The sequence below is a fragment of the Ralstonia sp. UBA689 genome (assembly GCF_002298975.1).
Classification (GTDB): domain Bacteria; phylum Pseudomonadota; class Gammaproteobacteria; order Burkholderiales; family Burkholderiaceae; genus Ralstonia.
This window is the reverse complement of sequence record NZ_DBMV01000033.1, coordinates 62,119-88,092: the sequence shown is the minus strand read 5'-3', so window position 1 is coordinate 88,092 and position 25,974 is coordinate 62,119. Positions and strand designations below refer to the sequence as shown.

Genomic DNA, 25,974 nt, shown 5'->3' with positions numbered 1-25,974 from the left:
AGCCGGCGGCACCGCCGTGATCATCCGGCGGCCCGCGCCAACGCCAATGCAAAACGCCCGCATTGCTGCGGGCGCTTTATGACGGCAGGGTCGCTTATCGTGGTCGCTTACGGCAGATCGTCCGGCGTCGCGGCCTCCGGTGCCACCTTGCCCAGACGGTCCTTCAACGATTGCGGGCGGCCGGTCAGCAGCGCGCCGTAATACGTGGCGTTCGACAGCACGTTCTTCACATACGTACGCGTCTCATTGAAGGGAATTGTCTCGGCAAAGATCGCGCCTTCCACCGGGCGCGTGAGCGTCGAGCGCCAGCGCTTCGGCCGGCCCGGGCCGGCGTTGTACCCGGCGGTGGCCAGCGTCATCGAGCTGTCCAGATCGGTCAGAATCATCGACAGGTAGCTCGTGCCGAGCAGCACGTTGGTGTCGATATCGCTCATCTGCGCGGGACGGAAGCCCGGCAGGCCGATCTTCTTGGCCACGCGCTTGGCGGTTTCCGGCATCACCTGCATCAGGCCCGAAGCGCCCACCGACGAGCGCGCGTCCATGATGAAGCGCGATTCCTGGCGGATCAGGCCATACGCCCACGCAATGTCCAGGCCCACCGCATCGGCGTTGCGCTCGACCACCTTGCGGAACGGCATCGGGAAGCGCAGCGAGAAGTCATGCTCGCTCTTGGTCTTGTCGGCCGAGTTGACAGTGCGATCGAGCAGGCCGAGCTTGCGGCCGTATTCCGCCGCCGCCAACAACTCGCGGTCGCTCATGTTGCGCAACTCCCAGTTCCACTCACGGTTGCCTTCGAAGCGCAGGTTCAGGTCATACAGCCGCTTGGCGCGGCCGAAACCCGGGTGGTTGCGGCCCATCGGGTCGATCTCGGCGTCGGTCACCGTTGTGCGCTGCGGCACGGTGATGCGCTGGCCGAGTTCTTCCAGCGCGAGCTGACCGTAGAAGTTGAACTGCCCGGCGATCGACTGGAACTGCTGCTTGGCCTCGTCGTTGCGATTGTCGGCCTTGAGCGCGCGGCCGTACCAATAGGTCCAGGCCGGATCGCGGCTGCGCAGGCTGGGGCGCATGGTCTCGATGGCCTTGCGCACCATCTTCCAATCGCCGGCGCGCAGGGCGGTGCGCACGCGCCATTCCTGCGAATCGTCCGACAGCCAGGCATCTCCGCCCAGCGTCATCTGGCGGCGGTAGGCATCGAGCGCGTCGGGCGTCTGCTTCTTGGCGGCGTATTGGCCGATCACGCCCCAGCCCGCGCCTTGCTCCTCGCGCGACAGGCCGCCACTCTGCGACAGCAGATAGGCGGTCGCCTGCGACGGATCGTTGCGCGCCATGCGGGTCACGTTGGCCAGCGTGTCGTTGTCGACGCGGTCGCCCTCGGGCAGCACGGCCGCGATACGCGAAGCCTGCGTCACCAGGTTCTGTTCGAGCGACAGCCGCGCCGCAAAGGCCACGTCAGCCCGCGTGAACTGGTTCGCCTGCACGAGGTAACCGATCAGGTCGACACAGCCTTCGCCGTAGCCCTTGGGATCGAGCAGCGTGTTGCGCGCGTCGGCGGCCACATTCTGGCCCTTCATCGCGCGCGACAGCAGGGCGTAGCACTCGACCTGCGTGTCGTCCTTCAAGACGAACTTCGGATATTCGACATCGAAGGTGGCCCAGTCGCGCTTCTTGCCAAGCACGAGCAGCCAGTCGTTGCGCAGGCGGTCGGCAATGGCCTCGCCCTGGTAGCGCTGCAGGAACGAGCGGATCTCGTCTTCCGGGGCGTCCGTCCGGGCGTAACCGCTGGCGTCGAAGAGCTGAGGCTTGATGCGGAAATACTGGACGTAGGATTGGATCGGGTAGTCGGACAGGCTGTCGGCCAGTTCCCAGCTACGCGACACGTCATTGCGGCGCGCGGCGTTGCGCAACTCGACAAAGGCGTCGTCCGGATTGGCCGGAATGCCCTGCGGCGCCTGCCGCTTGGCTGCCATCGCCAAAGGTGCCGGGCCGACCACACTCATGCCGACCACGCCTGCAAAAGCCAGCGCGACCGCGCGATATACTGCCTTGGCCTTCAATGTCATCTCCTGCCCCATCCAATCATCACGCTTAGGTCGCCGAATTATCCCATGTCAGCCTTAGGGAAGCCGCACGATCCAGCCAATCCGACCACGCCGATCGAATCGCGCCGCACGCTGCGCGCCATGCTGCTCGACGCGCGTGCCTCGCTGCCGGACCGCGTTGCGCATGACGCCGCGCTGGCACACCATCTGGCTGATCTGCTGCATGCGCTGCCGATTCAACGCCTGGCCGCCTACTGGCCAACGCAGAGCGAGTTCGATGCGTTGACCGTGCTGGGCCACTGGCTGGCCGCCGATGCTGCGCGCCATGCGCTGCTCCCTGTGGTGACAGACAAGTTTTCACCCTTGCAGTTTCGGCGATGGACGCCCGATTGTGAAATGACGCCGGGCGCGTACAACATCCCCATCCCCCGCATGGGTGAGATGGAAACGCCCGATGCCTTGCTGATCCCGTGCGTGGGCTTCGATGCGCAGCGCTACCGCATCGGCTACGGCGGCGGCTTCTACGACCGCACGCTTGCCGCGCTGCATGCCGCCGGCCACCGACCGCGCACCATCGGCGTGGCGTTCGAGGTGAACCGGATGGAATCCATTGCGCCGCAATCGCACGACATCGCGCTCGATTGCATCGTCACCGAGCGTGGCGTGTTCTAACCGCCCCCTTTTGGGAAACGTCCATGTCCCGCACGCTGACGACCGTTGCCGAACTCGAAGCCGTCTACGGCACTCCGAACCCGCGTTCCCTCCTCAAGGAGCTCGACCATCTGAACGAGGACTACCGTGCGTTCGTGGAGGCATCGCCGTTCATCGTGCTGTCGTCGGTGGGCTCGGGTGGCACGGATGCCTCGCCCAAAGGCGATGCGCCGGGCTTCGTGCGCATCCTCGATGAACGCACGCTGGCGATTCCCGACCGGCCCGGCAACAACCGCATTGACAACCTGCGCAACATCGTCGAAGACGGGCGCGTGTCGGTGCTCTTCATCGTGCCAGGGGTGGGCGAGACGCTGCGCGTGAACGGCACCGCCACCATCTCGGCCGACCCCGAGCTGCTCGCCTCGTTTGCGGTGCGGGACAAACTGCCGCGCAGCGTGATCCTCGTGAACGTGCAGACGGTGTACTTCCATTGCTCGAAGGCGCTGGTGCGCTCGAAGCTGTGGGAACGAGCGCAGGAGGAAACGCCGTCGCTGCCGACGGCAGGCAAGATCTTGCAACGCATCAGCGGCGGCGGGTTCGATGGAGAGACCTACGATCGCGAACTGCCCGAGCGCCTGAAGACGACGCTGTACTGAGCGTTCAGCGCTTGGCGCGCGTCGCGGCCTTCTTGGCGGGCGCCTTATTGGCCGGTGCTTTCTTCACAGCCGCTCGCTTCGGCTTGGCCGCCTTCGCGTTCGCTTCGCGCAATGCGGCTTCGATGCCCAGACGCGCCCAGTCGCGCAGCGGCTGGCCGCCGTCGAGTGCATCAGCCGGTGCGCTCAGATAACCGGACATGCTGATGGTGCGGCCGTCGCGGTCGTAGCTGAACGGCATCGACTTTTCGGCGAGAAAGCGCTCGCGCGTGGTGTCGTCCACGCGCAGATAGCAGGTGCTGCGGATCACCAGCGCGAAAACGATGTCGTCGTAATACAGCGCCGCGCCGCCGAACATGCGGCGGGCGCGGATCGCGCCGATCTGCGCGGCGAGCGGCTGGAGTTCATCCAGCAGCCAGGCGATCAGCGGATCCGGTGCGGCTGCCATTTACAGACCGAGACGCTGCCAGATCGCCCGCGTGGCCGTGGCCGTGTTGAGCGTGTAGAAGTGCAGGCCCGGCGCGCCGCCTTGCAGCAGGCGGTCACACAGCGCCGTCACCACGTCCAGGCCGAAGGCGCGGATCGATTCACGGTCGTCGCCAAAACTCTCCAGGCGCTTGGCGATCCAGCGCGGGATCTCGGCGCCGCACATTTCGGAGAAACGCATCAGTTGCGACGAGTTCGTGATCGGCATGATGCCCGGCACGATAGGCACCTCCACACCGAGCTTGCGCGCGTCGTCGACGAACTGGAAGTAGGCATCCGCGTTGAAGAAGTATTGCGTGATGGCGGAGTTCGCACCGGCCTTCACCTTGCGGGCGAAGTTCTCCAGATCGTGCCGCGGCGAACGTGCCTGCGGGTGGTATTCCGGGTACGCCGCGACCTCGATGTGGAAAGCGTCGCCGGTTTCCTCGCGGATGAACGCGACCAACTCGTTGGCGAAGCGGAATTCGCCGATCTCGCCCATGCCCGAGGGCATGTCGCCGCGCAGCGCGACGATGTGGCGGATGCCGTTGTCACGATAGGTATTGAGGATGGCGCGAATGTTCTCGCGCGAGGAGCCCACGCAAGACAGGTGCGGCGCGGCCTCGATGCCTTCGCGCTGGATTTCCACCACGGCGTCGAGCGTGCCCTGCTGCGTGGTGCCACCCGCGCCGAATGTGACGGAAATAAAGCGCGGCTTGAGCGGCGCAAGCTGCGCGCGCGTGTTGCGCAGCTTCTCGGCGCCTTCCGCCGTCTTGGGCGGGAAGAATTCGAAACTGAATTGACGGTCGTTCATTTCAAGGGCGCGATACATCGCGCAGCAGGAGGCTGGAGAGCAGCCAGGAGATCACGCTGTACAGCACCGAGCCCAACAGCGCCGCGCCAAAGCTGGCCACATGGAAACCCGCCAGCACGTTGCCGACGAACATGAACAGCAGCGCGTTGATGATGAAGATGAACAGCCCAAGCGTGAGGATCGTCACCGGCAGGGTGAGGATGACCAGGATCGGGCGGATCAGCGTATTGACGAGACCCAGCACGAGCGCCGCGATCAGCGCGGAGCCGAAACCGTTCAGGTGGATGCCGTTGAGCAGGTAAGCGACCAGAAACAACGCCAGCGCGTTGATGACCCAGACAGCGAGCAGTTTCATGTGTGGAGCCTCATGTTGAAAGCCGCCGCCGGCGCGGGATGCGCCGGCGGGCGGATACAGCGTGCAGATCAGTAGCGGTAGTGGTCAGCCTTGTACGGGCCTTCCTTGCTCACGCCAATGTACGCGGCCTGCTGGTCGGTCAGCTCAGTCAGTTGCGCATTCAGCTTCTTCAACTGCAGGCGCGCGACCTTCTCGTCCAGATGCTTGGGCAGCGTGTAGACGCCCACCGGGTACTTGTTCGAGCCCTTCTGCGCTTCCGTCCACAGCTCGATCTGCGCGATGGTCTGGTTGGCGAACGAGCTGCTCATCACGTACGACGGGTGACCCGTGGCGCAGCCCAAGTTCACCAGGCGGCCCTTGGCCAGGATGATGATCTTCTTGCCGTCGGGGAAGATCACGTGATCGACCTGCGGCTTGATCTCTTCCCACTGATACTTCTCAACGGATGCAATGTCGATCTCGTTGTCGAAGTGGCCGATGTTGCAGACGATGGCCTGGTCCTTCATCTTGGCCATGTGGTCGTGCGTGATGACGTGGTAGTTGCCCGTGCAGGTGACGAAAATGTCGCCGTGCTCGGCGGCGTAGTCCATCGTCACCACGCGGTAGCCTTCCATGGCGGCCTGCAGTGCGCAGATCGGGTCGATTTCCGTCACCCACACTTGCGCCGACAGCGCGCGCAGTGCCTGCGCCGAGCCCTTGCCCACATCGCCGTAGCCGGCAACGACCGCCACCTTGCCGGCGATCATCACGTCAGTGGCGCGCTTGATGCCGTCGACCAGCGATTCACGGCAGCCATACAGGTTGTCGAACTTGCTCTTGGTGACCGAGTCGTTCACGTTGATGGCCGGGAAGCGCAGTTCGCCGCGCTGGGCCATCTGGTACAGGCGATGCACGCCCGTGGTGGTTTCTTCGGTCACGCCCTTGATGGCGTCGAGGTTGCGGCTGTAGAACGTGGCGTCCTTGGCCAGCTTTTCCTTGATGGCCGCGAACAGGAAGGTTTCTTCTTCGCTGGTCGGCTTGGCGATCACGGAGGCGTCCTTCTCGGCGCGGGCGCCCAGGTGCAGCAGCAACGTCGCATCGCCGCCGTCGTCCAGGATCATGTTCGGCGTGCCGCCATCGGCCCATTCGAAGATGCGGTGCGTGAAGTCCCAGTATTCCTTGAGCGATTCGCCCTTGAAGGCGAACACCGGCGTGCCCGAGGCGGCGATGGCCGCGGCAGCGTGGTCTTGCGTCGAGAAGATGTTGCACGAGGCCCAGCGCACGTCGGCGCCCAGCGCCTTGAGCGTCTCGATCAGCACGGCGGTCTGGATGGTCATGTGCAGGGAGCCCGCAATGCGCGCGCCCTTGAGCGGCTGGCTCGCGGCAAACTCGTCGCGAATCGCCATCAGACCGGGCATTTCGGTCTCGGCGATGGCGATTTCCTTGCGGCCCCAGTCGGCCAGCTTGATGTCGGCGACGAGGTAATCGTGTTTCAGTTCGGTGACAGCGTTCATTGGATCACTCCGGAAAAATGGGTGACCGCACGCGGGGAGATGACCACTGAGACGGGGCCCATGCTGGGGGCCCCGGATAGATGCGCTCTCGCCATCGTGTCAGCCACGATACTGCGAGCGCCGTTTGAACTTCCGAGCCTGGCGGTTGGGGCAAGGCCCACCCGTTGCAACGCTCCTCGGAATGGGCTGGATTGTAGCGGATTTGGCCGGGATGCGACTACCGGATCAGCGGCCGTGTGCCCGCGCATAAGTGCGCATTCTGCCACTGCCATACGGTAAGCCTTGGGAAGTCTGAGATTCACCAACCAACCGGTGCGTTGGCAGGCTCTTTTGACCAGTCAGCATAGTTAACAGAAGGCATATCGATCTTGACTCGTCGCAGCAATACATGTTCAGACCGGATATCGCTTGTTGGGTCGTAACCACTTTTGTGGATGAGACGGCCTTCTAAAGTGCTGCGTGAAATTTTCCCGTGGAACTCGAACACATCCCGAGCCGGCCGCCCTTGCGGGCCTGAATCTCGGGTGAATTCGAAGCCAGTCGAAAGCTTGACACCAAAGGTAATGGTGTGAGTCGACAGATCGATCTTAGCGTTGTAGATAGGGCCACTGGGTGTCTCGATACCGGTTGAGACGTAGAACTTGCCGAATACGTGCGATCCCTCCCGATAAAGGTCGACGGCATAGCCCTCGCTGTGGGGGTCACCAGTAGTCGCTGTAGTCTTCTGGTTAGAGAAATACCCCAGATGAGTGGAGGTTGGAGGCGTCGCAGAGCACGCCGCACTGATAAGAAGCAACGCAAGGAACAGAAGTCGACGCATGTCAGTGTCCGTCTGTTGACCAATGAGGTTTGTCGGTTGCACCGCCAACGAATTTGATTACGCCGTAGCTGCGACCTACCTCCTTGAGTTTGGCGTTCATACCGTCTTTCGGGGTTGTGGCAATCGTAACGGTGTCACCTGAAGCATCTTCTATAAGCAATGTGCCTGTCCACGAAATCGACATATCAATGGCTTTGCGTTGAGTATGCCGAGTTGCCAAGGCCGGAGGGATCTGAAGGTTCTGCATACCATATGCATTGACCATATTCCGAGCGGCTCTCACAGACGCCTCCAGCGTTGAATGCACCCATTCGATGTTAACGCCATCCATTGAAGGGACGGACGACGGAGGCGTCCCATGGGAAATTTTCCATGACCAATGCATCAAGTACGCGCGCTGTGGCGGGCGATATGTCGCGGAGACCCTGATAGTGGCGCCAGCATTTCGCATGGCCTCAATGAAGCGATCTACGGATTGGCGGAATTCGGGTGTCAGCGCTGACGTGTTATCGCTTCCAGGAAACCTAGCAACCCATTGCGCACCGCTCAATTCGTTGCCTCCACTAACAAGCGCAGGGCTCTGATTCGCTTGAGGTGTCAGTTGGGCTGTTGTCATAGTATGGAATCTCGATTTTTGCGTTAAGCGCTCTGTCAGCGGCAACGTTCAACGTGTAGCCATTCTCATCAGTCACGCCCACAAATTGCCTGCCGTCTTCAAGAGTGATTCTGTAACCCACGTGGCAGAGGTCTTTTCCTGTCTGCTCGTGCTTTGCATGAAAGAACAGGTCGTAGTGCCCAAGTGAGTTGGCCTGTGCTGCATCGGAAAAATCGGCACCTGACTGATAGCGCGTACCTCTCGCACCGCCCATGTCCTCATACCAAGCTTCGCCCGCAAGCACTGCAACGATGCGCTTTGGATGCAGGCATTTGCACAGCACCTCGTCACCATCCAAAGCAACTTCGCCCATGAAATTCATCCGGCGGGGGCCACCCGCCTTGGTAATGATGCCGACGCTCTTGCACACCTCGCAGTAGGCTTGGCCGCCAATCAGGGCGACTTGGTGACCAGCATCTCCAAAGGTGCAGGCAGGCCCCGCATAGGACAGGATCGTTCCGCCATTCAGAAGCGTGTCACCGACAACAGCAATTCTTCGCATCATGGTCCGACCTCCACCGTGCAGCATGGTCTCCATTCGCTCCACATAACGCATCTCTCCGTTTCGATTTGTCATTCGCCCCTATACAGGCATCGACTCTGGCGATGCCGGTGGCTTCTATGAATTGTCTTGGGCAAATCGACTGATTTCGCGGATTTGGCGAAATATGACAGCGGAGCACGTTGATCCCGTCGCTATAACCCCCACCGTCACCGCCTCAACGGTGACCGGGTTTCGCAGCCCATCTCCTCCTCTTTTTTCCCAGACGGACAGCCGCCTTTCGCGCGGCGTTTTCATGTCCGGTGCTTGTGCACGCCTATGCTTTTCATGGCGGGCCGGGCAGGGAGACCTTCGGGTCTGCCGGCAATGCTGGGATAGGAGGCCGGTCTGCGAACCCTGTCGTCAGGCCCGCAACCCTCGTTTCGCAGCGAGCGGCGAGCCTCCCTCTACCTATCCCCGGAGGCCACATGGCTACCGCACTCAGCGGGCATCGCCCCGCGTCTTACCCTTCCCCGCCCCTTTGGCACCCCTTGCTTCCCACGCCGTCAGGAGGTGCCGTATGTCGCTGACCAAAAATCGCCCTACCTCGACGGCGCAGTCTCAGCGCGCGCGTTTCTGTGCCGCACGCGCTCCGACATGCAGACCCATCGCCAACGGCGACTGGGCATGCTGCGCGAGCAGATCACGTACTTCTCGGAACATGCGTATCCACCGGCATTCGTGAAGGGCTTTATCGATGCTATCGATGCGTACCTAGCGATGTCGCTCGGGGGGAGCGACGTAGATCCGCGCACGTGGGAAGTGTTGGCCGCCATCGAACGCCGGCAGGTGTGCGCCCACTAGCAACAAATGAACGTTTCCCCGGGGCGGGCCGGGGATATGCCGCCGAGTCAGCGGATTCGACCGCCACCACGGCAGTTCATTGCTCCAGCAGCATGTTCAGCGTCCGCTGCGGATTCGCCAAAAAGTCTCGCGTCACCTGAAAGTGCTCGGTCTCTTCATAGGCGATGCGCCGAATGCCGTCTCCGTCACATTGATAAATCCAAGCGTCGGGATAGGCCATCAGGATGGGCGAGTGCGTGGCGATCACAAACTGGCTTTCCGCCTGCACCAAGTCATGCAGGCGCGTGAGCACCGCCAGCTGCCGCTGCGGTGACAGTGCCGCCTCGGGTTCGTCGAGCAGATACAGGCCGTTCGGGCCGAAGCGGTTCATCAGCAACGCGAGAAACGATTCCCCATGCGATTGCGCATGCAGCGATCGGCCACCGTAGGAATCGATCACGCGCCCGCCCAGGCCGGGCTCCTCATCCATCTGTTGGATATTCGTGGCCACGTTGAAGAAGCTCTCGGCGCGCAGGAAGAACTCGGTGCGCGGCTTGCGAAAGCCCCGGGCAATGCGCAGATGCGCGTGCAGCTCGGAGTGCGATGCATGCGTGCTGAAGTTGAAGTTGCGCGAGCCGCCCTCGGCGTTGAAGCCGAGCGCCACGGCAATCGCCTCCATGAGCGTGGATTTGCCCGAGCCGTTTTCGCCGACGAGGAACGTGACCTTGGGATGCAGCTCCAGCGCGTCGAGCGCGCGCACGGCGGGCAGGCTGAACGGATACGCATCGAACGCGGCAACGGTGTCGCGCCGCAGCGTGACGTGGCTGACGAACTGGTGGGTAAGCATGGGGCGGCGCAGGGCGAATCGGAGATGCCGCATCGTATCGCGCCGCGTGCCGGCTCGCGAGCGGCTACCTGCTCAGGCAACGGAGCCGCTGTAACGCGCATCACGCGGCAGTGTCAATGCGTTGTCACAGGCCAACCTTGCGATCCGGTTAAGAAGTGGCGAGCCCGCATCACAGACGTGCAACACGCGGCCACCAAAGTGCCGGGCATCGTTCAGGGAGCCAACGATGCACAATCACAAACTTACGAAGTACGCCGCCGCCGTGGCGGCCGCAGTCGCCATGGCGGCCCTCACCGCCTGTGGTAGCGACGGCACGTCCAGCAACGCCGGCAATGCCACGCCGGATGCCGGCACGCCGACCAACCCGTCGGGCCCGACCAAGAACGTCGTGTTCTTCCTGGGTGACGGCATGGGCATGACCACCATGACTGCCGCGCGCATCTACAAGGTGGGCGAAGACGGCGAGCTGACCATGGACACGCTGCCGGAAACCGGCTTCGTGCGCACCTTCTCGAACAACGCGCAGGTGACCGACTCCGCGCCGTCGATGTCGGCTTACATGACCGGCGTGAAGATGAACAACGAGGTCATCTCCATGTCTGCGGACACGATGGCCTATGACGCGGGCGGCAAGGACTACATCTCGGGCGCCGACAGCACCTGCCCGAACGGCAACGGCAAGCCCGTCACCACGCTGCTCGAACTGATGAAGGCTGCGGGCTACGGCACGGGCGTGGTCACCACCACGCGCATCACGCACGCCACGCCGGCCGCCACGTATTCGCACATCTGCCACCGCGACGGCGAGAACACCATCGCCGCGCAGCTCACGCCGGCCGGCAAGGGCTTCAACGCCGCGCTGGGCGATGGCGTGGACGTCGTCTTCGGCGGCGGGCGCAAGCACTTCCAGCCGAGCACCGCAGGCGGCGCCCGCACCGACGGCCGCGACCTGATCGCTGAACTCAAGGCCGGCGGCTATCGCTACGCCAGCAACAAGGCCGAGTTCGACACGCTGCAAGCCACCGACGGCAAGGTCGTGGGTCTGTTCACCAGCAGCCACATGTCGTACGACCTAGATCGCGACCCGACCAAGGAACCGAGCCTGGGCGAGATGACCAACAAGGCCATCGATGTGCTGGCCGCCAAAAAGAAGGGCTTCTTCCTGATGGTGGAAGGCGGCCGCATCGACCACGCGCTGCACGAAACCACCGCCCGCAAGGCACTGCAGGACACCGTGGCATTCGACTCCGCCATCCGCGGCGCAATCGACAAGCTCAACACGATCGACCCGGGCCTGAAGAACACGTTGATCGTCGTGACGGCTGACCACGACCACACGCTGGTGCTCAACGGCTACGCCAAGCGCACGGGCCCGACCAGCGACAGCAACCCCGGCGTGCTGGGCCTGCTCAAGAACTACGTGACGGGCGCCAACGCCACCGACACGGCCGGCAACCCGTTCACCATCATCGGCTTCGGCACGGGTGAGAACCGCCCGGCCACGCGCGGCGCGCTGACCGATGCTGCCGTGTATGACAAGGCCTACCACCAGGAAGCCGTGATCCCGGTCGCGCCGGGCGGCGAAACGCACGGCGGCACCGATGTCTTCATCGGCGCACGCGGCCTGGGAGCCGAGCGCTTTACCGGCACGATGGACAACACCGAGGTCTTCGGCCTCATCAAGCAGGCCGTGGGTCTGTAAGAGGGAGAGGGCAAATCATGAACAAGCAATCGAACCGTATCGTGCGCGCCAGCCTGCTGGCGCTGGCAGCCGGTGCCTGTGCCCAAGCGCACGCCGCCGGTGAAGCCAAGAACGTGATCTTCTTCCTGGGCGACGGCATGGGCCCGACCACCGTCACCGCCACGCGCATCTACAAGGTGGGCGAGGGCGGCCGCCTGACGATGGAATCGCTCAAGCGCACGGCGCGCATCAAGACGTACTCCAACGATGCGCAGACCACCGACAGCGCGCCGTCGATGTCGGCGTACATGACCGGCGTGAAGATGAACAACGAGGTCATCTCCATGTCGGCCGACACCAAGGCCAGCGATGCCACCGGCAAGGGCTACGTGAGCGGTGCCGACAGCACGTGCCCGGCCAACAACGGCACCCCGGCCGTTACGCTGCTGGAACTCGCCAAGGCGGCCGGCAAGTCGGTGGGCGCAGTCACGACCACGCGCGTCACGCATGCCACGCCGGCGGCCACGTACTCACACATCTGCCACCGCGATGGTGAAAACCAGATCGCCGCACAAGGCGCGCCGGGCAACGCGCTGTACAACGCCGCCCTCAAGGACGGCCTGGACGTGCTGCTGGGCGGTGGCCGCCGCCACTACCTGCCGCAGGGCACCGCCGGCAGCAAGCGCACCGACACCACCGACCTGATCGCCCAGTTCCAGGCGGCCAGCTACACCTATGTGTCCACCGGCACGCAACTGGCGGCGGTCAACCCGGCCACCACCAACAAGTTGCTCGGCCTGTTCAACCTGGACCACATGAACTACGAGCTGGACCGCGTGAAGAAGAGCGTGGACGAGCCCAGCCTGGCCGACATGACCGAGAAGGCCATCCGTGTGCTGCAGAAGAACGGCAAGGGCTATTTCCTGATGGTGGAAGGCGGCCGCATCGACCACGCGCTGCACGGCACCAACGCCAAGCGCGCGCTGGAAGATGCCGGCGCGTTTGACGAAGCCATCAAGCGCGCGCTCGGCACGGTGGATCTGTCGAACACGCTGATCGTCGTCACGGCCGACCACGACCACACGATGACGATCAACGGCTACCCGCACAAGGGCAACCCGATCCTGGGCGTGTCGACCGACATCAAGACCCGCCAGCCGCAACTGGCTGCCGACGGCCTGCCTTACACCACGCTGGTGTTCGGCAACGGCGGCACCACGCGCCGCGCCACGCGCGACAACGTGGCCGCAGTCGACACCACGGCGGATGACTACTTGCAGGAAGTGGGCGTGCAGCTCGGCACGCCCGGCTCGGAAACGCACGGCGGCGGTGATGTGATGCTGTTCTCCTCTGGTCCTGGCAGCACACCGCTGAAGGGCACGCTGGACAACACGAAAGTGTTCGGCGTGGTCAAGACGGCCATGGGCCTCTGATTCCGGCGTTTCCTTTGACGCGCATGCCGATTGTTTCGGCATGCGCTTTTTTTCGTTTTTTGCCGCATCGATTTCGCATGATCCGACCTGCCCGTTTTCTGCTCACCTTTGTCTTCACCGCGCTCACTGCCACGGCACAGGCCGCTGGCCCGGCGGCGTCGCCCCCGCTGACCGCGCTGCGCGTCGAGCATCAGCTCTCGTCGCTCGGCACCGACGGCATCCAGCGTGACGCCCGTTTTGCCGAGCGCGTCTACCGCCAGGGCGACCGCGTCTGGATCGCGCGCGAGTTGCCGCCCGAGTCAGCCCACGCCGAGCACGATCAGGCCAATGCCCACGCCGGCCACAAGCACGCCGAGACCGACACCGCCCCGCGCTGGATCGAGCGCGACGCCAAGGGCGCGCTCACCGTGCGCGTGGTGAGCGAGTCGCAGCAGAAAAACTACGCCGTGGAACCGGCCGAATATTCCAACATCGGCTTCGACGGCTCATGGGCGACGGCCTATCACCTGCTCGACCCGGCCGCGCTCAAGGGCATGCGTGCCGCAGGCCCGGTGCGCAATGGCGTCCAGACCTATCGATCGACGCAGGGCGAGCGTACCGTCACGGTGGAATGGGATGTGGCAGGCCAATACCCGCGCCGCGTGGAATCGCGCAACGCCACCGGCACCCAACGCAAGCTCACGCGCGTGACGGCATTGCCGGCGCCGGCCGCAGCACCGTGGGAGCGCGCCCAGCGCTACGCCGCCGCCGACTACACCGACCTGATGGACTGACGCGCGACCGTCTGCCTCCCGAGCGCAAGGCAAAAAGCCTCGCGCTCCAGGCTCGGAGAGCCGAGCGCCGGGTTCCAAGACCCATGCTCCGCTCTCCGAGCTTCAAATTTTCGACCTCGGACGGCCGCCTTCCACGCACCAACCCACACGCGCCAGCCTTGGTGGGCGGCGTACCGGGCTCCGAGCCCCACGCGCGGCTCTCCACAAGCCAACAAACTGGTCCTTTGAAGGCGGGGCGCCGCGCTCCGGGCCTCGCGTTCGACCCTGACGCGGTGGCGCGCCACGGTTTGGGCCTCGTGCTCCACGGTCTGAGGCTCGCATGCGCGCGGGAAACGATCGCCCCTCATGGTCTGTGCCTCACGCCCGAGCCCAAAACCGTCACGCTCCACGGTTTTCGCTTCGCGCTTGCGCCTGAAACCCTCGCCTTCCGGGGGGCAGAACCCGGCCGTCGGTCCGGCCGCGATGGCGCTATAGTGCGAACACATCTCAAACGTTCGCACGCGCCATGCCGATCACCGACCCGACCCTCGCTGCGTTTGCCGCTCCCGCCTCGCACGTGCCGCGCGTGCTCACCATCGCCGGATCGGACAGCGGTGGTGGCGCCGGCATCCAGGCCGACCTGAAGACGTTTGCCGCGCTCGGCTGCTATGGCATGTCGGCCATCACGGCCATCACCGCGCAGAACACGCTGGGCGTGACGGCGGTCGAATCGCTCACCCCCGACATCGTGGCCGCGCAGATCGATGCCGTGGCAGGCGACATCGGCGTCGATGCGGCCAAGACCGGCATGCTCGGTACGCCACAGGTGGTGGAAGCGATCGTCTCCGCGCTGGATCGGCATCCCATCGCCAACCTTGTCGTCGATCCAGTCATGGTCAGCACCAGCGGCGCGCAACTCGGCAGCGACGCCACGGCGCAGGCGATGGCGAAATGGCTGTTCCCGCGCGCGCTGCTCGTCACGCCGAACCTGCCCGAGGCAAGCGCATTGCTCGGCCGCGAGGTGCGCACGGCCGACGACATGCTGCCTGCCGCGCGCGACTTGCTGGCGCTTGGGCCTCGCGCCGTGCTGCTCAAGGGTGGACACCTGGCCGACGCGTCCACCGTCGGCGAAGGCGGCGTACTGCAAGACGTGCTCGTCACGGTCGACGGCGCCGAGCGCATCTACGCCCATACCTACATCGACACGCCGCACACGCACGGCACGGGCTGCACGCTGTCTGCCGCCATTGCCGCGCACCTGGCACGCGGCGACACGCTGGAAGCCGCCATCGAAGCCTCGCTCGACTACCTGCTGCACGCCATCGGCGCGGGCCGCCACTTGGCGCTCGGGCGCGGCGCCGGTCCGTTGAACCACGGGTTCGCGCCGCGGCCGCTCGCGGCACCGCGTTCGCTTGAAGCGGATGTTGAGGAAGACTGATCAGGGAGCTGCCATGAAACGCCTGCCGATCATGCTGGTTCGCCACCTTCCGGTGGCTGCGCTGTGCGCGCTGCTTGGTGCCTGTAATGGCTACATCAGCATCGGCTCGCCCATCGGCGGCGTCTTCTCGATTGGCGGCACGTTGACCGGGCTGCCTGACGGCCAGTCGATCGTGTTGCTCAACAACGGCCGCGATTCGCTCACGCTGGCCGCCAACGGCACGTTCGTGTTTGGCGGGCTGGTGCCGTTCAACGGCAGCTACCTGGTGACGATCAGCACGCAGCCCGCATCGGCCAACTGCGTGGTGACCAATGGCAGCGGCACGGTCAGTGGGGACGTGAACAATGTGCAGGTGACGTGCCAGCCGCGCTGAACCTACCTGGTAACGGGCTTCATGGAACATCAGCCTTGTTGCCACCGGTCCGCTCCCCAAACCACGCCCAGTACGCCCGGTTTTCACCTCGTGCGCGCGGCCAATAGGTCACCGGCGGCTTGGGCTGCCAGCCCGGCGGCGGACCGATCAGCACTGCCCAGCTGTCGGTCGCGTCGGCCACGCTGGTGACGACGGCACTCTTGCCGCTCTGGTTGGCATACGCCGCCGCAAACGCGGCATTGACGGCAAAGCTTGCTGCCCGTGCCGGCCCCTCCATGTGTTCAGCCACGCTATACACGTTGGCGATCTGGTCGAGGTCTGGCCACTGCTGGTGAATAGCAGCGCGCAGCGGCCCCATCAAAGTGTTGATGTTGGCCGCATGTTTTGGCACGTCGTAGTAGACCCGCTCGACCGGGTGCTGCTCTGAGGCCTGCGCTTGCACAGCTTGCATGAGCCCCGTCCACGCCCCACCGGAGTTGGCCGCCTTGTTGCCAATGGCGCCTCGATGCCGATGCGGCGTGCAGATCGAAGCCAGCGCTGTATAGCCCCAATCCGCACTCGGGTGGCCAAGGATCAGCAGGGCGGTGTTTTCGTTGGTCTGCTCGCCCATGGGATAGTTGGGCGCATCCACGTTCCACACCCACGCCAGCTTGTTGGGGTGTTGCGCCAGGAACTTGAGGGCGTCTTGCAGGTTGTAGAAGCCCACATTGGTATCGCCTGCCGATACCGTTACGTTGGGCAGTTTGCCCTCGGGGTTGAGCAGCATGCTCTTAGCTTGGGCATCGCTGGCAATCTCGTGAAACACAAGCCGTCGAACTGCCAGCAGCGACAAGGTGCGCTCGCCAATAATCATTTCCCGGAAGACGCGCAAGCCACGCACGGTCTTGCCCTTGTCGTCTTTGTGCAAGGTGACCCAATAGTCGCGCATGCGCTCTTCGGCGTGGGCGGCGTCGTAGGCGAGGATGCTGGGCGCGGGCATGCCCATGGCTTCCTGTTCTTTCAAAAGACTCTTCTGGCCGGTACTGGGGTGAGTGTCATCAAGGTAGGTTGGCGTGTTCAACCACTCGCGCGGCAACCCAAAGAACACGTTCGGGTCGAGGTAGTTTGGGCGGCTGGTGCCGCGCTTCAGGGAATAGAAATAATTCGCGTCCTCCAGGTAGTCGTTAAAGGTGAGCAGTGGGGCGGTAATCAATTTGCTCAATGCCGACTCGAATCTGTCGCGCTTTACATGTGGAAAGTCCTCCAACCGTTCACGGCGCGACAAGCCAAGCGTCAACTGCCCCACTGCATCGCCCAGCTTGAAGCGCTTCGCCTGCAGGTCGTCGTCATTGGTCTGTGCAAGCCCCTGTGCCCACAGTAGATTCCATTGAGTTGGGTAACTGCGGCGCATTAGCGGGTTGAGCCATTGCACGCCAAGCAGGACAGCGGCGGGGGCTTGGGCCGGATCACCTTGTTGTGCTTGCGTTTGCATGCGCGGCCAAGCGATGGGTTGGCGGTAGTAGGTTTTACTGGTGGGCATCTGGACTCCGGATTGACAGGCAGTAAGCAACAGGCAGGCGACGGCTAGCGCGTGGGTGGCTGCACACCGATAAGAGGTGGAATGAAATGGATTGCGCATGCTGGCTCCTTAGGCGTGGCGTGGTCCGCCTGGCGACACGTGGTGCGCATCTAAGCGCCCGGGATTGCGCGCGTCGTCAATGCCGATAGCCCTGACAGCACCCTTGGTGGCGGCTAGGTTTTCGTGTTGGTCCAACGAGCCGTTGTCGTAGAGCGCCGCCTTCGTGCCGTAGTACGTGAACTCGCTGTCCTTCTTGCGGTCGCGTCCCGCTGGATATTCATCAGTCCTCTCTGGCTTACACCACCGCCAATCCGCCATCCGCCGCAACTGGTTCATCAGCGGTTCATCGAAGTGGCACAGGCCCACATCCACGTCATAGGCAAGCACGTGCTCTGCATGCGCGGCGTTGGTGAGGATGGTGGAGTGGTTGGTGGCTTGCGCGTCTTCGCCGTCCTTCATCAGCGCCGTGCGCTCTTGCTGTTCGAAAGCGCCAAACGTGGTGCCGCGCAAGGTGTGGTGTTGTGCGGCGTTCATCTTCGCGACGTCGTCTTCCGCAAAGGGCACGCCCTTCCTGACGGTGCCGTCGTCGTTGTAGAGTTCGCGCCGCGCGCGCTGGCGCACCCCGGCGTTCTGGTCGTAGCGCATGGCAGCTTCGCTGGTGGCATTGCCGTGGCCGGACTTGCGTTGCTTGGCGTAGGGGTCGAACTGCCCTTCGGGGATGCTCCGCTTGCGGTTCAGCGCATCGCTGGCGGATTCCTTGTGCGCGTTGAAGGGGCCGATGGTGCGCACGCCATCCGGATGTGAGGTCTCGCCGGGTCGAGGCTCGCCGTGCGGCAGGTAGACGGCCTGGGGCACGATGCCGCCGCTGGGCACCTTGGGGGCATTGACCAGCACGGCCCAGTCATCCGCTGGGTCGGCATTAACGTTGGTGGCGCCCTTGACGGCTTGGCCACCCCACATGAGGGCTTGGATCGGAACACCCGCAGCGCTGGCGAGAAGCTTGCCCCAAATGCTCTTGCGCGAATCGCCCCAGATTCTGGCGAAGGAAACACTCGCGGTGTCGGCAGACGGGCTCCAGAAGGTGGGCTTGGTGTTCCGCGGTTTGAAGGTGCCGGTGGTGTCATCCCAGCCGCTGCCTGCATCGGCCGGCATGGCGCCGATGGTGTCATGCCAGTAGCGGTATCGATAGCCCGGTTCTGCGCCCACCTTGTAAGGGGTGCCCGGCTTGGTTTGTGCCCAGACGCGTTGGAACAGGATGTCATGGGCTTCGGTGGCCTTCACGTCGTCCTTGTTCATGCCCAGCCAGCCCATGCCCTGAACGGGAGCAACAGAAATGACCCGGTCGTGCGGGCAACAGTAGAGGAAGACGTGCCCACGGGTCTGGTGGTCTGCGCTGTCCAGAGCGGCAGTGCGCGGGTTATCGCCATTCTGGGGACACGCGTTGAATCCGAGCTGATCCACGGCGTGGTGGCTGTAGTGCTGGGCCCGGCCCTGGAAGTGGCGCACGATGTCGAAGAAGCCCTTGAGGCCGGCAACGCGCGCGTCGTAGGTGACGCGACCTGCGCCGTCGAATTGGCTGAAGTTATCCAGGCGGCTACCGCGCAGGCTGTAGGGTGGGTTGGCGAGGACGTAGGTGTCGGCTACGCCCAATGATTGGAACTCGGGATGGTTGGCGCCGAAGTAGGCAGAGGCCAAGCCCACCATGTTGCCCTGGCTGTGGCAGACGACGGTGATGGGGCAATCGCGTTCGAAGATGTCGCGGTGCAGCTCGCGGATGCGGGCAACCAGCTTGGCTAGCCGCCAAGCTGCAAAGGCCTGGTAGTGGCGCGTGGGAGCGCTGTAGATCTGGCGGTCGCTGGTTTGCAGGTGTTGGAGTTCGAACAGACCGCCCAAGACCTCACTGTCGGTGCCCTTGCCGAACAGATCCGGCAGGGCGGAGGCGCCATTGACGAAGGGACCGCCGCCCCAGGCGTTTTTCTCGTCGAGCAGGATATTGCCGCCCACACTGGCAAGCTCGTTGCGGACGGTACCGTCTTCCTGGACGACGTCTTCGCTGCTGGCTTTGTAGCCCCAGCGGAAGCGGATGACGGGGCTCCTGCCGCTGCCTGGTTGGACAAAGGTATTGGCTTTGAGGTCGTCGGATATATAGCCGTCTTCCGTCAGTTCGGCCGTGTATCGCATGGGGCGGAGCTTGCCGCTCTCCTTGGGGTAGGCGACCTGATCGTCATTGCGCTGCAGCCGGGCATTGAGCCCCTTGCAAAGGCCCTCCTCCGCAGCGTCGAACCATTCGCCGCTGGAGTTGACGCCATGCACGAAGATGATGACGCCGGGCAGCGGTGCGGGGTAGACAACGCTCAGGCACGGGCAACCGGGCAAGGTGAGCGCTTCGGCTTGAATCCCGCAGAAAGGGCGACGGCGGGCCGTGACAGATGTTTCGGGAAGAGTGTGGTCGGGAGGAGTCATCGTGCAGGACCTCAAGGTGGGAAGATGCGAATGCACAGAGATCCATCAGTGTCTGACCGTTGCGCACGAAATCGGCGGAACTCAACACTCTTTGACTTCATGGCACCCGAGGCCTGCACGCAATGAACAACGAGGGGATATGTCCAACGCGGTAGTTAGTCGAGAACGCAGGAAGAAAAAAAGCGCGGCTCACGTCCGCGCTTTTTTCTTTGCTGCTCCCGATGTCAGGCCGATGCCGCTGCCTGCTCCTTCGTCCACTTCTCCATGCGCCTGGCCATCTCATCGGGCGCCACGTCTTCCACATGCGTGGACACGGTCCACACGTGGCCGAACGGGTCTTTGAGCGTGCCGGAGCGGTCGCCGTAGAACTGATCCACCACCGGGCGGACTTCCGTGCCACCTGCCTTCAGCGCATTCGCAAACACGGTATCGACGTTGGGTACGTAGATCATCATTCCGACCGACGTGCTCTGCAGCGTGTCGGGGCTGGCGCAGGCCATGTTCGGCGTTTCATCCGACAGCATGATGGGGGAATCGCCGATGCGGATTTCGGCGTGCGCGATGGTGCCGTTGGGGCCGTCCATGCGCAGGAGTTCGGTGGCGCCGAACGCCTTCTTGTAGAACTCGATCGCCTTTGCGGCGCCTTTGATGCTCAGGTACGGGGTGACGCTGTGGTAACCCTCGGGAATGGGCTTGACCGCCATGTCTGTCTCCTGCAGCGTGAATGAGAATGCGCCGCCACGGCAGCCACGATGGCCGCCTGCAGCAGCGCACGAACAGGATAGGTCAGGCAGATGCCGGTTGCGCGCAGCAATCCGCCGCGCGCAACCCTTGTGGTGTATCAGGCGTGCACGTGCGCCGCGAACGTCGCTTGCAGTGCGTCGACGGCGGCAGGCACGTCCGCCGCCTGGGTGATGGCACGCACCACGGCCACGCAGCCGACGCCAGACTCCAGCACGCGGGGCATCGCTGCCAGATCGATGCCGCCGATGGCGACCAGTGGCGGCGCCGGCACGCGCGTGCGCATGGCTGCCGCATAGGCGAACAACCGGCCGAGGCCCTGCGGCACAGTCGGCATGCTCTTGGTGGGCGTGGCAAACACGGCGCCGAGCGCGAGGTAGCTGGGGTTCAGCGGTGCGACGCGCAGCATCTCTGCGTAACCGTGCGTGCTGATGCCCAGGCGCAAACCGGCTGAGCGGATCGCCACCAGGTCAGCCTCGTCGATATCCTCCTGGCCGAGGTGAATGCCGTAGATGCCGCCGCTGGGCACCTGCGCGTGCACGTCCAGCGCCACGCGCCAATGGTCGTTGATGAACAGGCGCGTACTGCTGCCACGTGCAGCCGCCTCTGCGCGGCGCACTTGGTCGACCACGGCTTGCGCATCGTCCGACTTGAAGCGCAGTTGCACCGTCGGCACCTTGAGCGCGACAAGGCGCTCGATCCAATCCGCGTCCGGCACGACGGCGTAGATGCCGAGTTGCGTCGGGCACGGCGCAAAGGCGAGGTCCGCTGCGGTCGGACACGGCAACGCCGGTTCGAGCACGCGGGGCAGGGCATTGAAGCGGGTCGGCCAGGCGAGCGCGTCGGCATTGCCCTCGGCGATCCACGCGCGCGCCACGCACAGCGCATCGCGCGGCTCGAATGCCAGCGCCAGCGCCGCGCCGAACACGGCGACAAAGCGAGCGTCGAGCGCATCGCCTGCTGCCGCAGAGGCGAAGCGATACGTGCCGAGGCGATCGTGCACGGTGTCGATGCGCTGATCGCCTTCCGTTGCAGCCAATACGACAGCGGCACCTGCCGTGCGCGCGCGTTCGGCTTGTGCGGCGTCCGTCGTCAGCAGAACAGTGGTGGAGCTGGTTGCTTCTTCAGCGCGGTCAGTCACGCTCCAGGCGTGCGGCGCGCGGCCAAAGGCGTCCACATGGCGATCGATGATCTGTGCGGCCAGTGCAGCCGCTTCCGGCCAAGCGGCGGAGAAACGCAGAGCCGATTCGCTCATGCACTCTTCTCCTCGGCATGCCAGAACGGCAAGCCCACAACCGGCGTGCTCGCCTGCGCCACATCACGCTCCGGCATCGGGCCAGACAGGCGTGCAAGGCGACCGGCCTGCGTGGCCATCGCAAACGCCCGCGCCATCGCCACCGGATCACCGGCTTGCGCAACGGCGGTATTCAGCAACACCGCGTCGTAGCCCCACTCCATGACCTGCGTGGCGTGCGACGGCACACCCAGGCCCGCATCGACGATGAGCGGCACGTTGGGCAGGCGCTCGCGCAACAAGCGCAGGCCGTACGGATTGGTGGGCCCGCGGCCGGTGCCGATGGGCGCGGCCCACGGCATCAGCGCCTGGCAGCCGACGTCGAGCAGGCGGCGGCACAGCACGAGGTCTTCTGTGCAATACGGCAGCACCTTGAAGCCGTCCTTGATGAGGCGTTCGGCGGCGGCCGGCAATGCGAGCGTGTCGGGCTGCAGCGTGTAATCGTCGCCGATGACTTCGAGCTTGATCCAATCCGTCTCGAACACTTCGCGCGACATCTGCGCGAGGGTGTAAGCCTCGTCGGCGGAATAGCAGCCGGCGGTGTTCGGCAGCACGGGCACGCCGAGTGCGCGCAGCATCTTCCAGAAACTGGCGCCACCATCGGGCGAACCGGCGCTCTGGCGGCGCAGCGCGACCGTCAGCATGGCTGGGTTGGACACGCGCACCGCGTCTTCCAGCGATTGCGGCGATGGATAACGCGCCGTGCCGAGCAGCAGGCGCGAGGCGAAGGTCTCGTCGTACAGGCGCAGCGGGTCAGCCACGGTGGAAAGATTGGTAGTGGTCATCGAAGACTCCTAGCCGCCCACGACGGGCTGCACGAGCGCAATGCGGTCGCCAGCGTTGAGCGCATGCTGCGCATGGCGCGCCTTGGGCACGAAATCGCCATTCACCGATGCGGCAAACGGCGGCGCGATCTGCAGTTGCGGCGTGGCAGCACCAATGGCGTCGGCCAGCGTGCTGCCCGCAGGCAGCGCAAGCGACAGGTCGTTGAGGGTGACGTTCAGCGTCATGACAAAACAGGTTCGGGGGATGCGGCATCAGCGAACAGCTCGCGCCATTCGCCGTCGTTCGCATCGATGGTGCTGCCGTCCAGCAGCGCACGCGCAGCCGCCACGGCAGCTTGCGTCACGGCGGGCGCAATCATGTAGCCGTGCCGGTACAGGCCGTTCACCGACAGCGTGCTGATGCCATCCCAGCGGATGGCCGGGCGATGGTCGGGCAAAGTCGGGCGGCACTGCGTGTTCAGCTCCAGCACGCGCGCCTCGCCAAAGGCGGGGTGCACAGCGTACGCAGCGGAGAGCAATTCCAACGTGGAGCGGACACTGGCCGGCGACATGTCGTCGGATTCCAGCTCGGTCGCACCGATCACGTACACGTTGCCCGGCTTGGGCGCGATGTACAGCGGGTAGCGCGGATGCAGCATGCGCACCGGTCGCGTGAGCGACACGTCCGGCGCATGGATGCGGGCCACTTCGCCGCGCAGGCCACGCAGGCGCGGCCATTGCGGCTTGGCACCGAGGCCACGGCAATCGAGCACGAGGCGCGCGCCAAGCCCCGCAGCGGCCAGCGCGTCGGGACTCGGATCCGCCACTTCCGTGTTCCAGCGCAGTTGCACGCCCAGCGCTTCAAGCTCTGTCGCCAGCGCATCCAACACGCCGCGCGGGTCCAGTTGGCCTTCGCCCGCCAGATACAGCCCCTGCGTGAAACGTTGTGCGAGCAGCGGCTCGAGCTGGGCAATGCCCGCCGCGTCTACGGCACGCAGATCGGAGGCCACGCGCTCGGGCGGCGCGGCATTGCGCACGTGGTTGGCAAACAGCGATGCCTCTCCACGGTCTGCCGCGTGCCACACTACCAGCGTGCCGGCCTCCTGGAAGAAGACCGGCGTGCGCAGCTTCGGCAACCAATCGCGCCACAGCGCCAGGCTTGCCAACCCCAAGTCCACGACAAAACGATCGGCCACGGCGGCTTCGGCCAGCGGGGCGAGCATCGCGGCTGCGACAAACGCAGCGGCACCGCTGCCGTCGCGCGGGCCGCGCTCCACCACGGCAATGCGCGCGGGCGGCACCCCCGTCTGCGCGAGTTGCCAGGCACACAGGCGGCCAGCGAGGCCGCCGCCGAGGATCGTTACGTCGAATGAAGTCGAGGTTGACATTGCACCGGTTGTGGTTAGCTGTAGATCTTGCCGCCTGTCTTGCGGAACTCGATCGACTTCTCTTCCATGCCCTGGACTGCGGCTGTGGCGTTGGAATCGAGCGATGCCGCGTAATCGCGCACTTCCTGCGTGATCTTCATCGAGCAGAACTTCGGACCGCACATCGAACAGAAGTGCGCGATCTTGGCGCCCTCGGCCGGCAGCGTTTCATCGTGGAAGGCGCGTGCCTTCTCCGGATCGAGGCCGAGGTTGAACTGGTCTTCCCAGCGGAATTCGAAGCGTGCCTTCGACAGCGCGTTGTCACGCAGCTGCGCACCCGGCCAGCCCTTGGCAAGGTCGGCCGCGTGCGCGGCGATCTTGTAGGTGATGATGCCTTCGCGCACGTCTTCCTTGTCCGGCAGGCCCAGGTGTTCCTTGGGCGTGACGTAGCACAGCATGGCCGTGCCGTACCAACCGATGTTGGCCGCACCGATGCCGCTGGTGATGTGGTCGTAGCCCGGGGCGATGTCGGTCACCAGCGGGCCCAGCGTGTAGAACGGGGCTTCGAAGCAGTGCTTCAGCTCTTCGTCCATGTTGGCCTGCACGCGCTGCAGCGGCACGTGGCCCGGGCCTTCGATCATGACCTGCACATCGTGCTCCCACGCCTTCTTGGTCAGTTCGCCCAGCGTGTGCAGCTCGCCGAATTGCGCGGCGTCGTTCGAGTCGGCAATGCAACCGGGGCGCAGACCGTCGCCCAGGCTGAACGACACGTCGTACGCCTTCATGATTTCGCAGATCTCGTCGAAGTGCGTGTACAGGAAGTTTTCCTTGTGATGCGCCAGGCACCACTTGGCCATGATGGAGCCTCCGCGCGAGACGATGCCGGTAATGCGGTCGGCCGTCAGCGGCACGTAGCGCAGCAGCACGCCCGCGTGGATGGTGAAGTAGTCCACGCCTTGCTCGGCCTGTTCGATGAGTGTGTCGCGGAACATCTCCCACGTCAGGTCTTCGGCCACGCCGCCGGTCTTGTCCAGCGCCTGATAGATCGGCACCGTGCCGATGGGCACCGGCGAGTTGCGCAGGATCCATTCGCGCGTTTCATGGATGTGCTTGCCGGTGGACAAGTCCATGATGGTGTCGGCGCCCCAGCGGATCGCCCACACCATCTTTTCCACTTCCTCGGCCAGCGACGAGGTGACCGCCGAGTTGCCGAGGTTGCCGTTGATCTTCACGCGGAAGTTGCGGCCGATGGCCATCGGCTCCAGCTCGGTGTGGTTGATGTTGGCGGGAATGATCGCGCGGCCGGCAGCGATTTCTGCACGCACGAATTCCGGCGTGATGTCTTCCGGGCGCTGCGGCAGGTTCGCGCCGTACGAGAAGCCCGGATGCTGCTTGAGCAGTTGGCGGTACTCGGGCTTGTCTTGCAGCGCTTGCAGGTTCAGCGATTCGCGCAGCGCGACGTACTCCATTTCCGGCGTGATGATGCCGCGACGCGCGTAGTGCATCTGGCTCACGTTGGCGCCAGCCTTGGCGCGGCGCGGCTTGGAGATGTGCGAGAAGCGCAGGTGCGCCGTAGCCGGGTCGTTGGCACGCGTCTGGCCGTATTCGGACGACAGGCCCGAGAGGATTTCCGTATCGCCGCGCTCGTCGATCCACTTGGCGCGCAGCGGGGCGAGGCCCGCCTTCAGATCGATGTGTACGTCCGGATCGGAGTAGGGGCCCGAGGTGTCGTACACCGGCACCGGCGGGTTCAGCATCTCGCCCTTGTCGGTGCGCGTGGCGGTCTGCTTGATGGTGCGCATCGGCACGCGGATGTCCGGGCGGCTGCCGACGATGTAGGTCTTGCTGGAGGCCGGATAGGCGAACTTCTGGTCGAGCTCGGACTGCAGCGAGTCGAACGATGCGGCGGGGGCGTTTTTGGCTTGGGGCATGGTCTCGTCCTAGATTCTGTGGCCTGGTGGAGCAGGCGGTGGACGAAACCGGGAGAGGTGGCG

Annotated in this window: 25 protein-coding genes and 1 riboswitch; of the genes, 8 read left to right on the top strand and 17 right to left on the bottom strand. The window is 64.4% G+C overall.

What is annotated here, in order from left to right; all coding sequences use genetic code 11:
• Positions 1-107 precede the first annotated feature (107 nt).
• The gene (locus tag B4F51_RS14915) at positions 108-2,060 is read right to left on the bottom strand and encodes a lytic transglycosylase domain-containing protein (protein WP_296226716.1); all 1,953 of its coding nucleotides are present in this window, start codon (positions 2,058-2,060) and stop codon (positions 108-110) included.
• A 45-nt stretch (positions 2,061-2,105) separates the two neighbouring features.
• On the opposite strand from B4F51_RS14915, the gene B4F51_RS14910 reads away from it, so the two are divergent.
• Positions 2,106-2,711, top strand: coding sequence for a 5-formyltetrahydrofolate cyclo-ligase (locus B4F51_RS14910; protein WP_296226715.1), 606 nt, complete (start codon positions 2,106-2,108; stop codon positions 2,709-2,711).
• Positions 2,712-2,734: 23 nt separating this feature from the next.
• Positions 2,735-3,346 (top strand): pyridoxamine 5'-phosphate oxidase family protein, encoded by a 612-nt coding sequence (locus B4F51_RS14905; RefSeq protein ID WP_296226714.1) that lies wholly within the window; start codon positions 2,735-2,737, stop codon positions 3,344-3,346.
• Between the two features lie 4 nt (positions 3,347-3,350).
• Here the strand turns inward: B4F51_RS14905 and B4F51_RS14900 are convergent, their stop codons facing one another.
• The 7 genes from B4F51_RS14900 to B4F51_RS14870 form a co-directional block, all read right to left on the bottom strand.
• The gene (locus B4F51_RS14900; RefSeq protein WP_296226712.1) at positions 3,351-3,791 is read right to left on the bottom strand and encodes a TfoX/Sxy family protein; all 441 of its coding nucleotides are present in this window, start codon (positions 3,789-3,791) and stop codon (positions 3,351-3,353) included.
• Positions 3,792-4,622 (bottom strand): methylenetetrahydrofolate reductase [NAD(P)H], encoded by an 831-nt coding sequence (gene metF, locus B4F51_RS14895; protein WP_296226710.1) that lies wholly within the window; start codon positions 4,620-4,622, stop codon positions 3,792-3,794.
• Position 4,623: 1 nt separating this feature from the next.
• Complete coding sequence (locus B4F51_RS14890) at positions 4,624-4,977, bottom strand: phage holin family protein (protein WP_296226708.1); 354 nt, start codon at positions 4,975-4,977, stop codon at positions 4,624-4,626.
• Positions 4,978-5,045: 68 nt separating this feature from the next.
• Positions 5,046-6,470, bottom strand: a complete 1,425-nt coding sequence (gene ahcY, locus B4F51_RS14885) for an adenosylhomocysteinase (protein WP_296226707.1) — start codon at positions 6,468-6,470, stop codon at positions 5,046-5,048.
• Between the two features lie 108 nt (positions 6,471-6,578).
• Positions 6,579-6,654, bottom strand: a riboswitch (S-adenosyl-L-homocysteine riboswitch).
• A 114-nt stretch (positions 6,655-6,768) separates the two neighbouring features.
• Positions 6,769-7,290 carry a hypothetical protein gene (locus B4F51_RS14880; RefSeq protein ID WP_296226705.1) on the bottom strand — a complete coding sequence of 174 codons (522 nt, stop codon included), beginning with the start codon at positions 7,288-7,290 and terminating at the stop codon, positions 6,769-6,771.
• Between the two features lies 1 nt (position 7,291).
• Entirely contained in the window at positions 7,292-7,537 is a 246-nt protein-coding gene (locus B4F51_RS14875; protein ID WP_296226703.1) for a hypothetical protein, read from the bottom strand.
• Between the two features lie 316 nt (positions 7,538-7,853).
• Complete coding sequence (locus tag B4F51_RS14870; protein WP_414706775.1) at positions 7,854-8,483, bottom strand: PAAR domain-containing protein; 630 nt, start codon at positions 8,481-8,483, stop codon at positions 7,854-7,856.
• Positions 8,484-9,083: 600 nt separating this feature from the next.
• Here B4F51_RS14870 and B4F51_RS14865 point away from each other — a divergent pair.
• Positions 9,084-9,290, top strand: a complete 207-nt coding sequence (locus B4F51_RS14865; protein ID WP_414706774.1) for a hypothetical protein — start codon at positions 9,084-9,086, stop codon at positions 9,288-9,290.
• A 76-nt stretch (positions 9,291-9,366) separates the two neighbouring features.
• Here B4F51_RS14865 and B4F51_RS14860 read toward each other — a convergent pair whose 3' ends face one another.
• Positions 9,367-10,116 (bottom strand): AAA family ATPase, encoded by a 750-nt coding sequence (locus tag B4F51_RS14860; protein WP_296226702.1) that lies wholly within the window; start codon positions 10,114-10,116, stop codon positions 9,367-9,369.
• A 226-nt stretch (positions 10,117-10,342) separates the two neighbouring features.
• Here B4F51_RS14860 and B4F51_RS14855 point away from each other — a divergent pair, with 226 nt between their 5' ends.
• The 5 genes from B4F51_RS14855 (at position 10,343) to B4F51_RS14835 (ending at position 15,793) form a co-directional block, all read left to right on the top strand.
• Complete coding sequence (locus B4F51_RS14855; protein ID WP_296226701.1) at positions 10,343-11,818, top strand: alkaline phosphatase; 1,476 nt, start codon at positions 10,343-10,345, stop codon at positions 11,816-11,818.
• A 17-nt stretch (positions 11,819-11,835) separates the two neighbouring features.
• Positions 11,836-13,230, top strand: coding sequence for an alkaline phosphatase (locus B4F51_RS14850; RefSeq protein WP_296226700.1), 1,395 nt, complete (start codon positions 11,836-11,838; stop codon positions 13,228-13,230).
• Positions 13,231-13,307: 77 nt separating this feature from the next.
• The gene (locus B4F51_RS14845; protein WP_296226699.1) at positions 13,308-14,003 is read left to right on the top strand and encodes a hypothetical protein; all 696 of its coding nucleotides are present in this window, start codon (positions 13,308-13,310) and stop codon (positions 14,001-14,003) included.
• Between the two features lie 505 nt (positions 14,004-14,508).
• Positions 14,509-15,420: a bifunctional hydroxymethylpyrimidine kinase/phosphomethylpyrimidine kinase gene (thiD, locus tag B4F51_RS14840; RefSeq protein ID WP_296226698.1), complete on the top strand. Its 912-nt coding sequence runs from the start codon at positions 14,509-14,511 to the stop codon at positions 15,418-15,420.
• 13 nt (positions 15,421-15,433) lie between these two features.
• A complete protein-coding gene (locus B4F51_RS14835; protein WP_296226697.1) occupies positions 15,434-15,793 on the top strand; it encodes a DUF4369 domain-containing protein in 360 nt (119 codons plus the stop codon).
• A 19-nt stretch (positions 15,794-15,812) separates the two neighbouring features.
• On the opposite strand, the gene B4F51_RS14830 is transcribed toward B4F51_RS14835, so the two are convergent.
• The 8 genes from B4F51_RS14830 to thiC form a co-directional block, all read right to left on the bottom strand.
• Complete coding sequence (locus B4F51_RS14830; protein ID WP_296226696.1) at positions 15,813-17,411, bottom strand: hypothetical protein; 1,599 nt, start codon at positions 17,409-17,411, stop codon at positions 15,813-15,815.
• A 9-nt stretch (positions 17,412-17,420) separates the two neighbouring features.
• Positions 17,421-19,814, bottom strand: a complete 2,394-nt coding sequence (locus tag B4F51_RS14825; protein ID WP_296227083.1) for a T6SS effector phospholipase Tle3 domain-containing protein — start codon at positions 19,812-19,814, stop codon at positions 17,421-17,423.
• Between the two features lie 224 nt (positions 19,815-20,038).
• Entirely contained in the window at positions 20,039-20,518 is a 480-nt protein-coding gene (locus B4F51_RS14820) for a VOC family protein (RefSeq protein WP_296226695.1), read from the bottom strand.
• Between the two features lie 137 nt (positions 20,519-20,655).
• Positions 20,656-21,810, bottom strand: a complete 1,155-nt coding sequence (locus B4F51_RS14815; protein ID WP_296226694.1) for a thiamine phosphate synthase — start codon at positions 21,808-21,810, stop codon at positions 20,656-20,658.
• Positions 21,807-22,634 (bottom strand): thiazole synthase, encoded by an 828-nt coding sequence (locus tag B4F51_RS14810; protein WP_296226693.1) that lies wholly within the window; start codon positions 22,632-22,634, stop codon positions 21,807-21,809. Before B4F51_RS14810 ends, B4F51_RS14815 begins: the two co-directional genes overlap by 4 nt.
• 9 nt (positions 22,635-22,643) lie before the next feature.
• Positions 22,644-22,859, bottom strand: a complete 216-nt coding sequence (gene thiS / locus B4F51_RS14805; protein ID WP_296226692.1) for a sulfur carrier protein ThiS — start codon at positions 22,857-22,859, stop codon at positions 22,644-22,646.
• Positions 22,856-24,001, bottom strand: a complete 1,146-nt coding sequence (locus tag B4F51_RS14800) for an FAD-dependent oxidoreductase (RefSeq protein WP_296226691.1) — start codon at positions 23,999-24,001, stop codon at positions 22,856-22,858. The genes thiS and B4F51_RS14800 overlap by 4 nt, the downstream gene beginning before the upstream one ends.
• 14 nt (positions 24,002-24,015) lie before the next feature.
• Positions 24,016-25,911, bottom strand: coding sequence for a phosphomethylpyrimidine synthase ThiC (thiC, locus tag B4F51_RS14795; protein WP_296226690.1), 1,896 nt, complete (start codon positions 25,909-25,911; stop codon positions 24,016-24,018).
• Positions 25,912-25,974: the final 63 nt, after the last annotated feature.

Bases quoted from the DNA above. Each gene is read 5' to 3' on its own strand.
- B4F51_RS14835 (WP_296226697.1), top strand. From the start codon at position 15,434: ATGAAACGCCTGCCGATCATGCTGGTTCGCCACCTTCCGGTGGCTGCG.
- B4F51_RS14910 (WP_296226715.1), top strand. From the start codon at position 2,106: ATGTCAGCCTTAGGGAAGCCGCACGATCCAGCCAATCCGACCACGCCG.
- B4F51_RS14800 (WP_296226691.1), bottom strand. From the start codon at position 24,001: ATGTCAACCTCGACTTCATTCGACGTAACGATCCTCGGCGGCGGCCTC.
- B4F51_RS14810 (WP_296226693.1), bottom strand. From the start codon at position 22,634: ATGACCACTACCAATCTTTCCACCGTGGCTGACCCGCTGCGCCTGTAC.
- B4F51_RS14860 (WP_296226702.1), bottom strand. From the start codon at position 10,116: ATGCTTACCCACCAGTTCGTCAGCCACGTCACGCTGCGGCGCGACACC.
- B4F51_RS14865 (WP_414706774.1), top strand. From the start codon at position 9,084: ATGCAGACCCATCGCCAACGGCGACTGGGCATGCTGCGCGAGCAGATC.
- B4F51_RS14890 (WP_296226708.1), bottom strand. From the start codon at position 4,977: ATGAAACTGCTCGCTGTCTGGGTCATCAACGCGCTGGCGTTGTTTCTG.
- thiD (WP_296226698.1), top strand. From the start codon at position 14,509: ATGCCGATCACCGACCCGACCCTCGCTGCGTTTGCCGCTCCCGCCTCG.
- B4F51_RS14915 (WP_296226716.1), bottom strand. From the start codon at position 2,060: ATGACATTGAAGGCCAAGGCAGTATATCGCGCGGTCGCGCTGGCTTTT.
- B4F51_RS14855 (WP_296226701.1), top strand. From the start codon at position 10,343: ATGCACAATCACAAACTTACGAAGTACGCCGCCGCCGTGGCGGCCGCA.
- B4F51_RS14875 (WP_296226703.1), bottom strand. From the start codon at position 7,537: ATGCAGAACCTTCAGATCCCTCCGGCCTTGGCAACTCGGCATACTCAA.
- B4F51_RS14905 (WP_296226714.1), top strand. From the start codon at position 2,735: ATGTCCCGCACGCTGACGACCGTTGCCGAACTCGAAGCCGTCTACGGC.
- thiC (WP_296226690.1), bottom strand. From the start codon at position 25,911: ATGCCCCAAGCCAAAAACGCCCCCGCCGCATCGTTCGACTCGCTGCAG.
- B4F51_RS14815 (WP_296226694.1), bottom strand. From the start codon at position 21,810: ATGAGCGAATCGGCTCTGCGTTTCTCCGCCGCTTGGCCGGAAGCGGCT.
- B4F51_RS14900 (WP_296226712.1), bottom strand. From the start codon at position 3,791: ATGGCAGCCGCACCGGATCCGCTGATCGCCTGGCTGCTGGATGAACTC.
- ahcY (WP_296226707.1), bottom strand. From the start codon at position 6,470: ATGAACGCTGTCACCGAACTGAAACACGATTACCTCGTCGCCGACATC.
- B4F51_RS14845 (WP_296226699.1), top strand. From the start codon at position 13,308: ATGATCCGACCTGCCCGTTTTCTGCTCACCTTTGTCTTCACCGCGCTC.
- B4F51_RS14830 (WP_296226696.1), bottom strand. From the start codon at position 17,411: ATGCGCAATCCATTTCATTCCACCTCTTATCGGTGTGCAGCCACCCAC.
- B4F51_RS14820 (WP_296226695.1), bottom strand. From the start codon at position 20,518: ATGGCGGTCAAGCCCATTCCCGAGGGTTACCACAGCGTCACCCCGTAC.
- B4F51_RS14850 (WP_296226700.1), top strand. From the start codon at position 11,836: ATGAACAAGCAATCGAACCGTATCGTGCGCGCCAGCCTGCTGGCGCTG.
- B4F51_RS14880 (WP_296226705.1), bottom strand. From the start codon at position 7,290: ATGCGTCGACTTCTGTTCCTTGCGTTGCTTCTTATCAGTGCGGCGTGC.
- metF (WP_296226710.1), bottom strand. From the start codon at position 4,622: ATGAACGACCGTCAATTCAGTTTCGAATTCTTCCCGCCCAAGACGGCG.
- B4F51_RS14825 (WP_296227083.1), bottom strand. From the start codon at position 19,814: ATGACTCCTCCCGACCACACTCTTCCCGAAACATCTGTCACGGCCCGC.
- B4F51_RS14870 (WP_414706775.1), bottom strand. From the start codon at position 8,483: ATGGAGACCATGCTGCACGGTGGAGGTCGGACCATGATGCGAAGAATT.
- thiS (WP_296226692.1), bottom strand. From the start codon at position 22,859: ATGACGCTGAACGTCACCCTCAACGACCTGTCGCTTGCGCTGCCTGCG.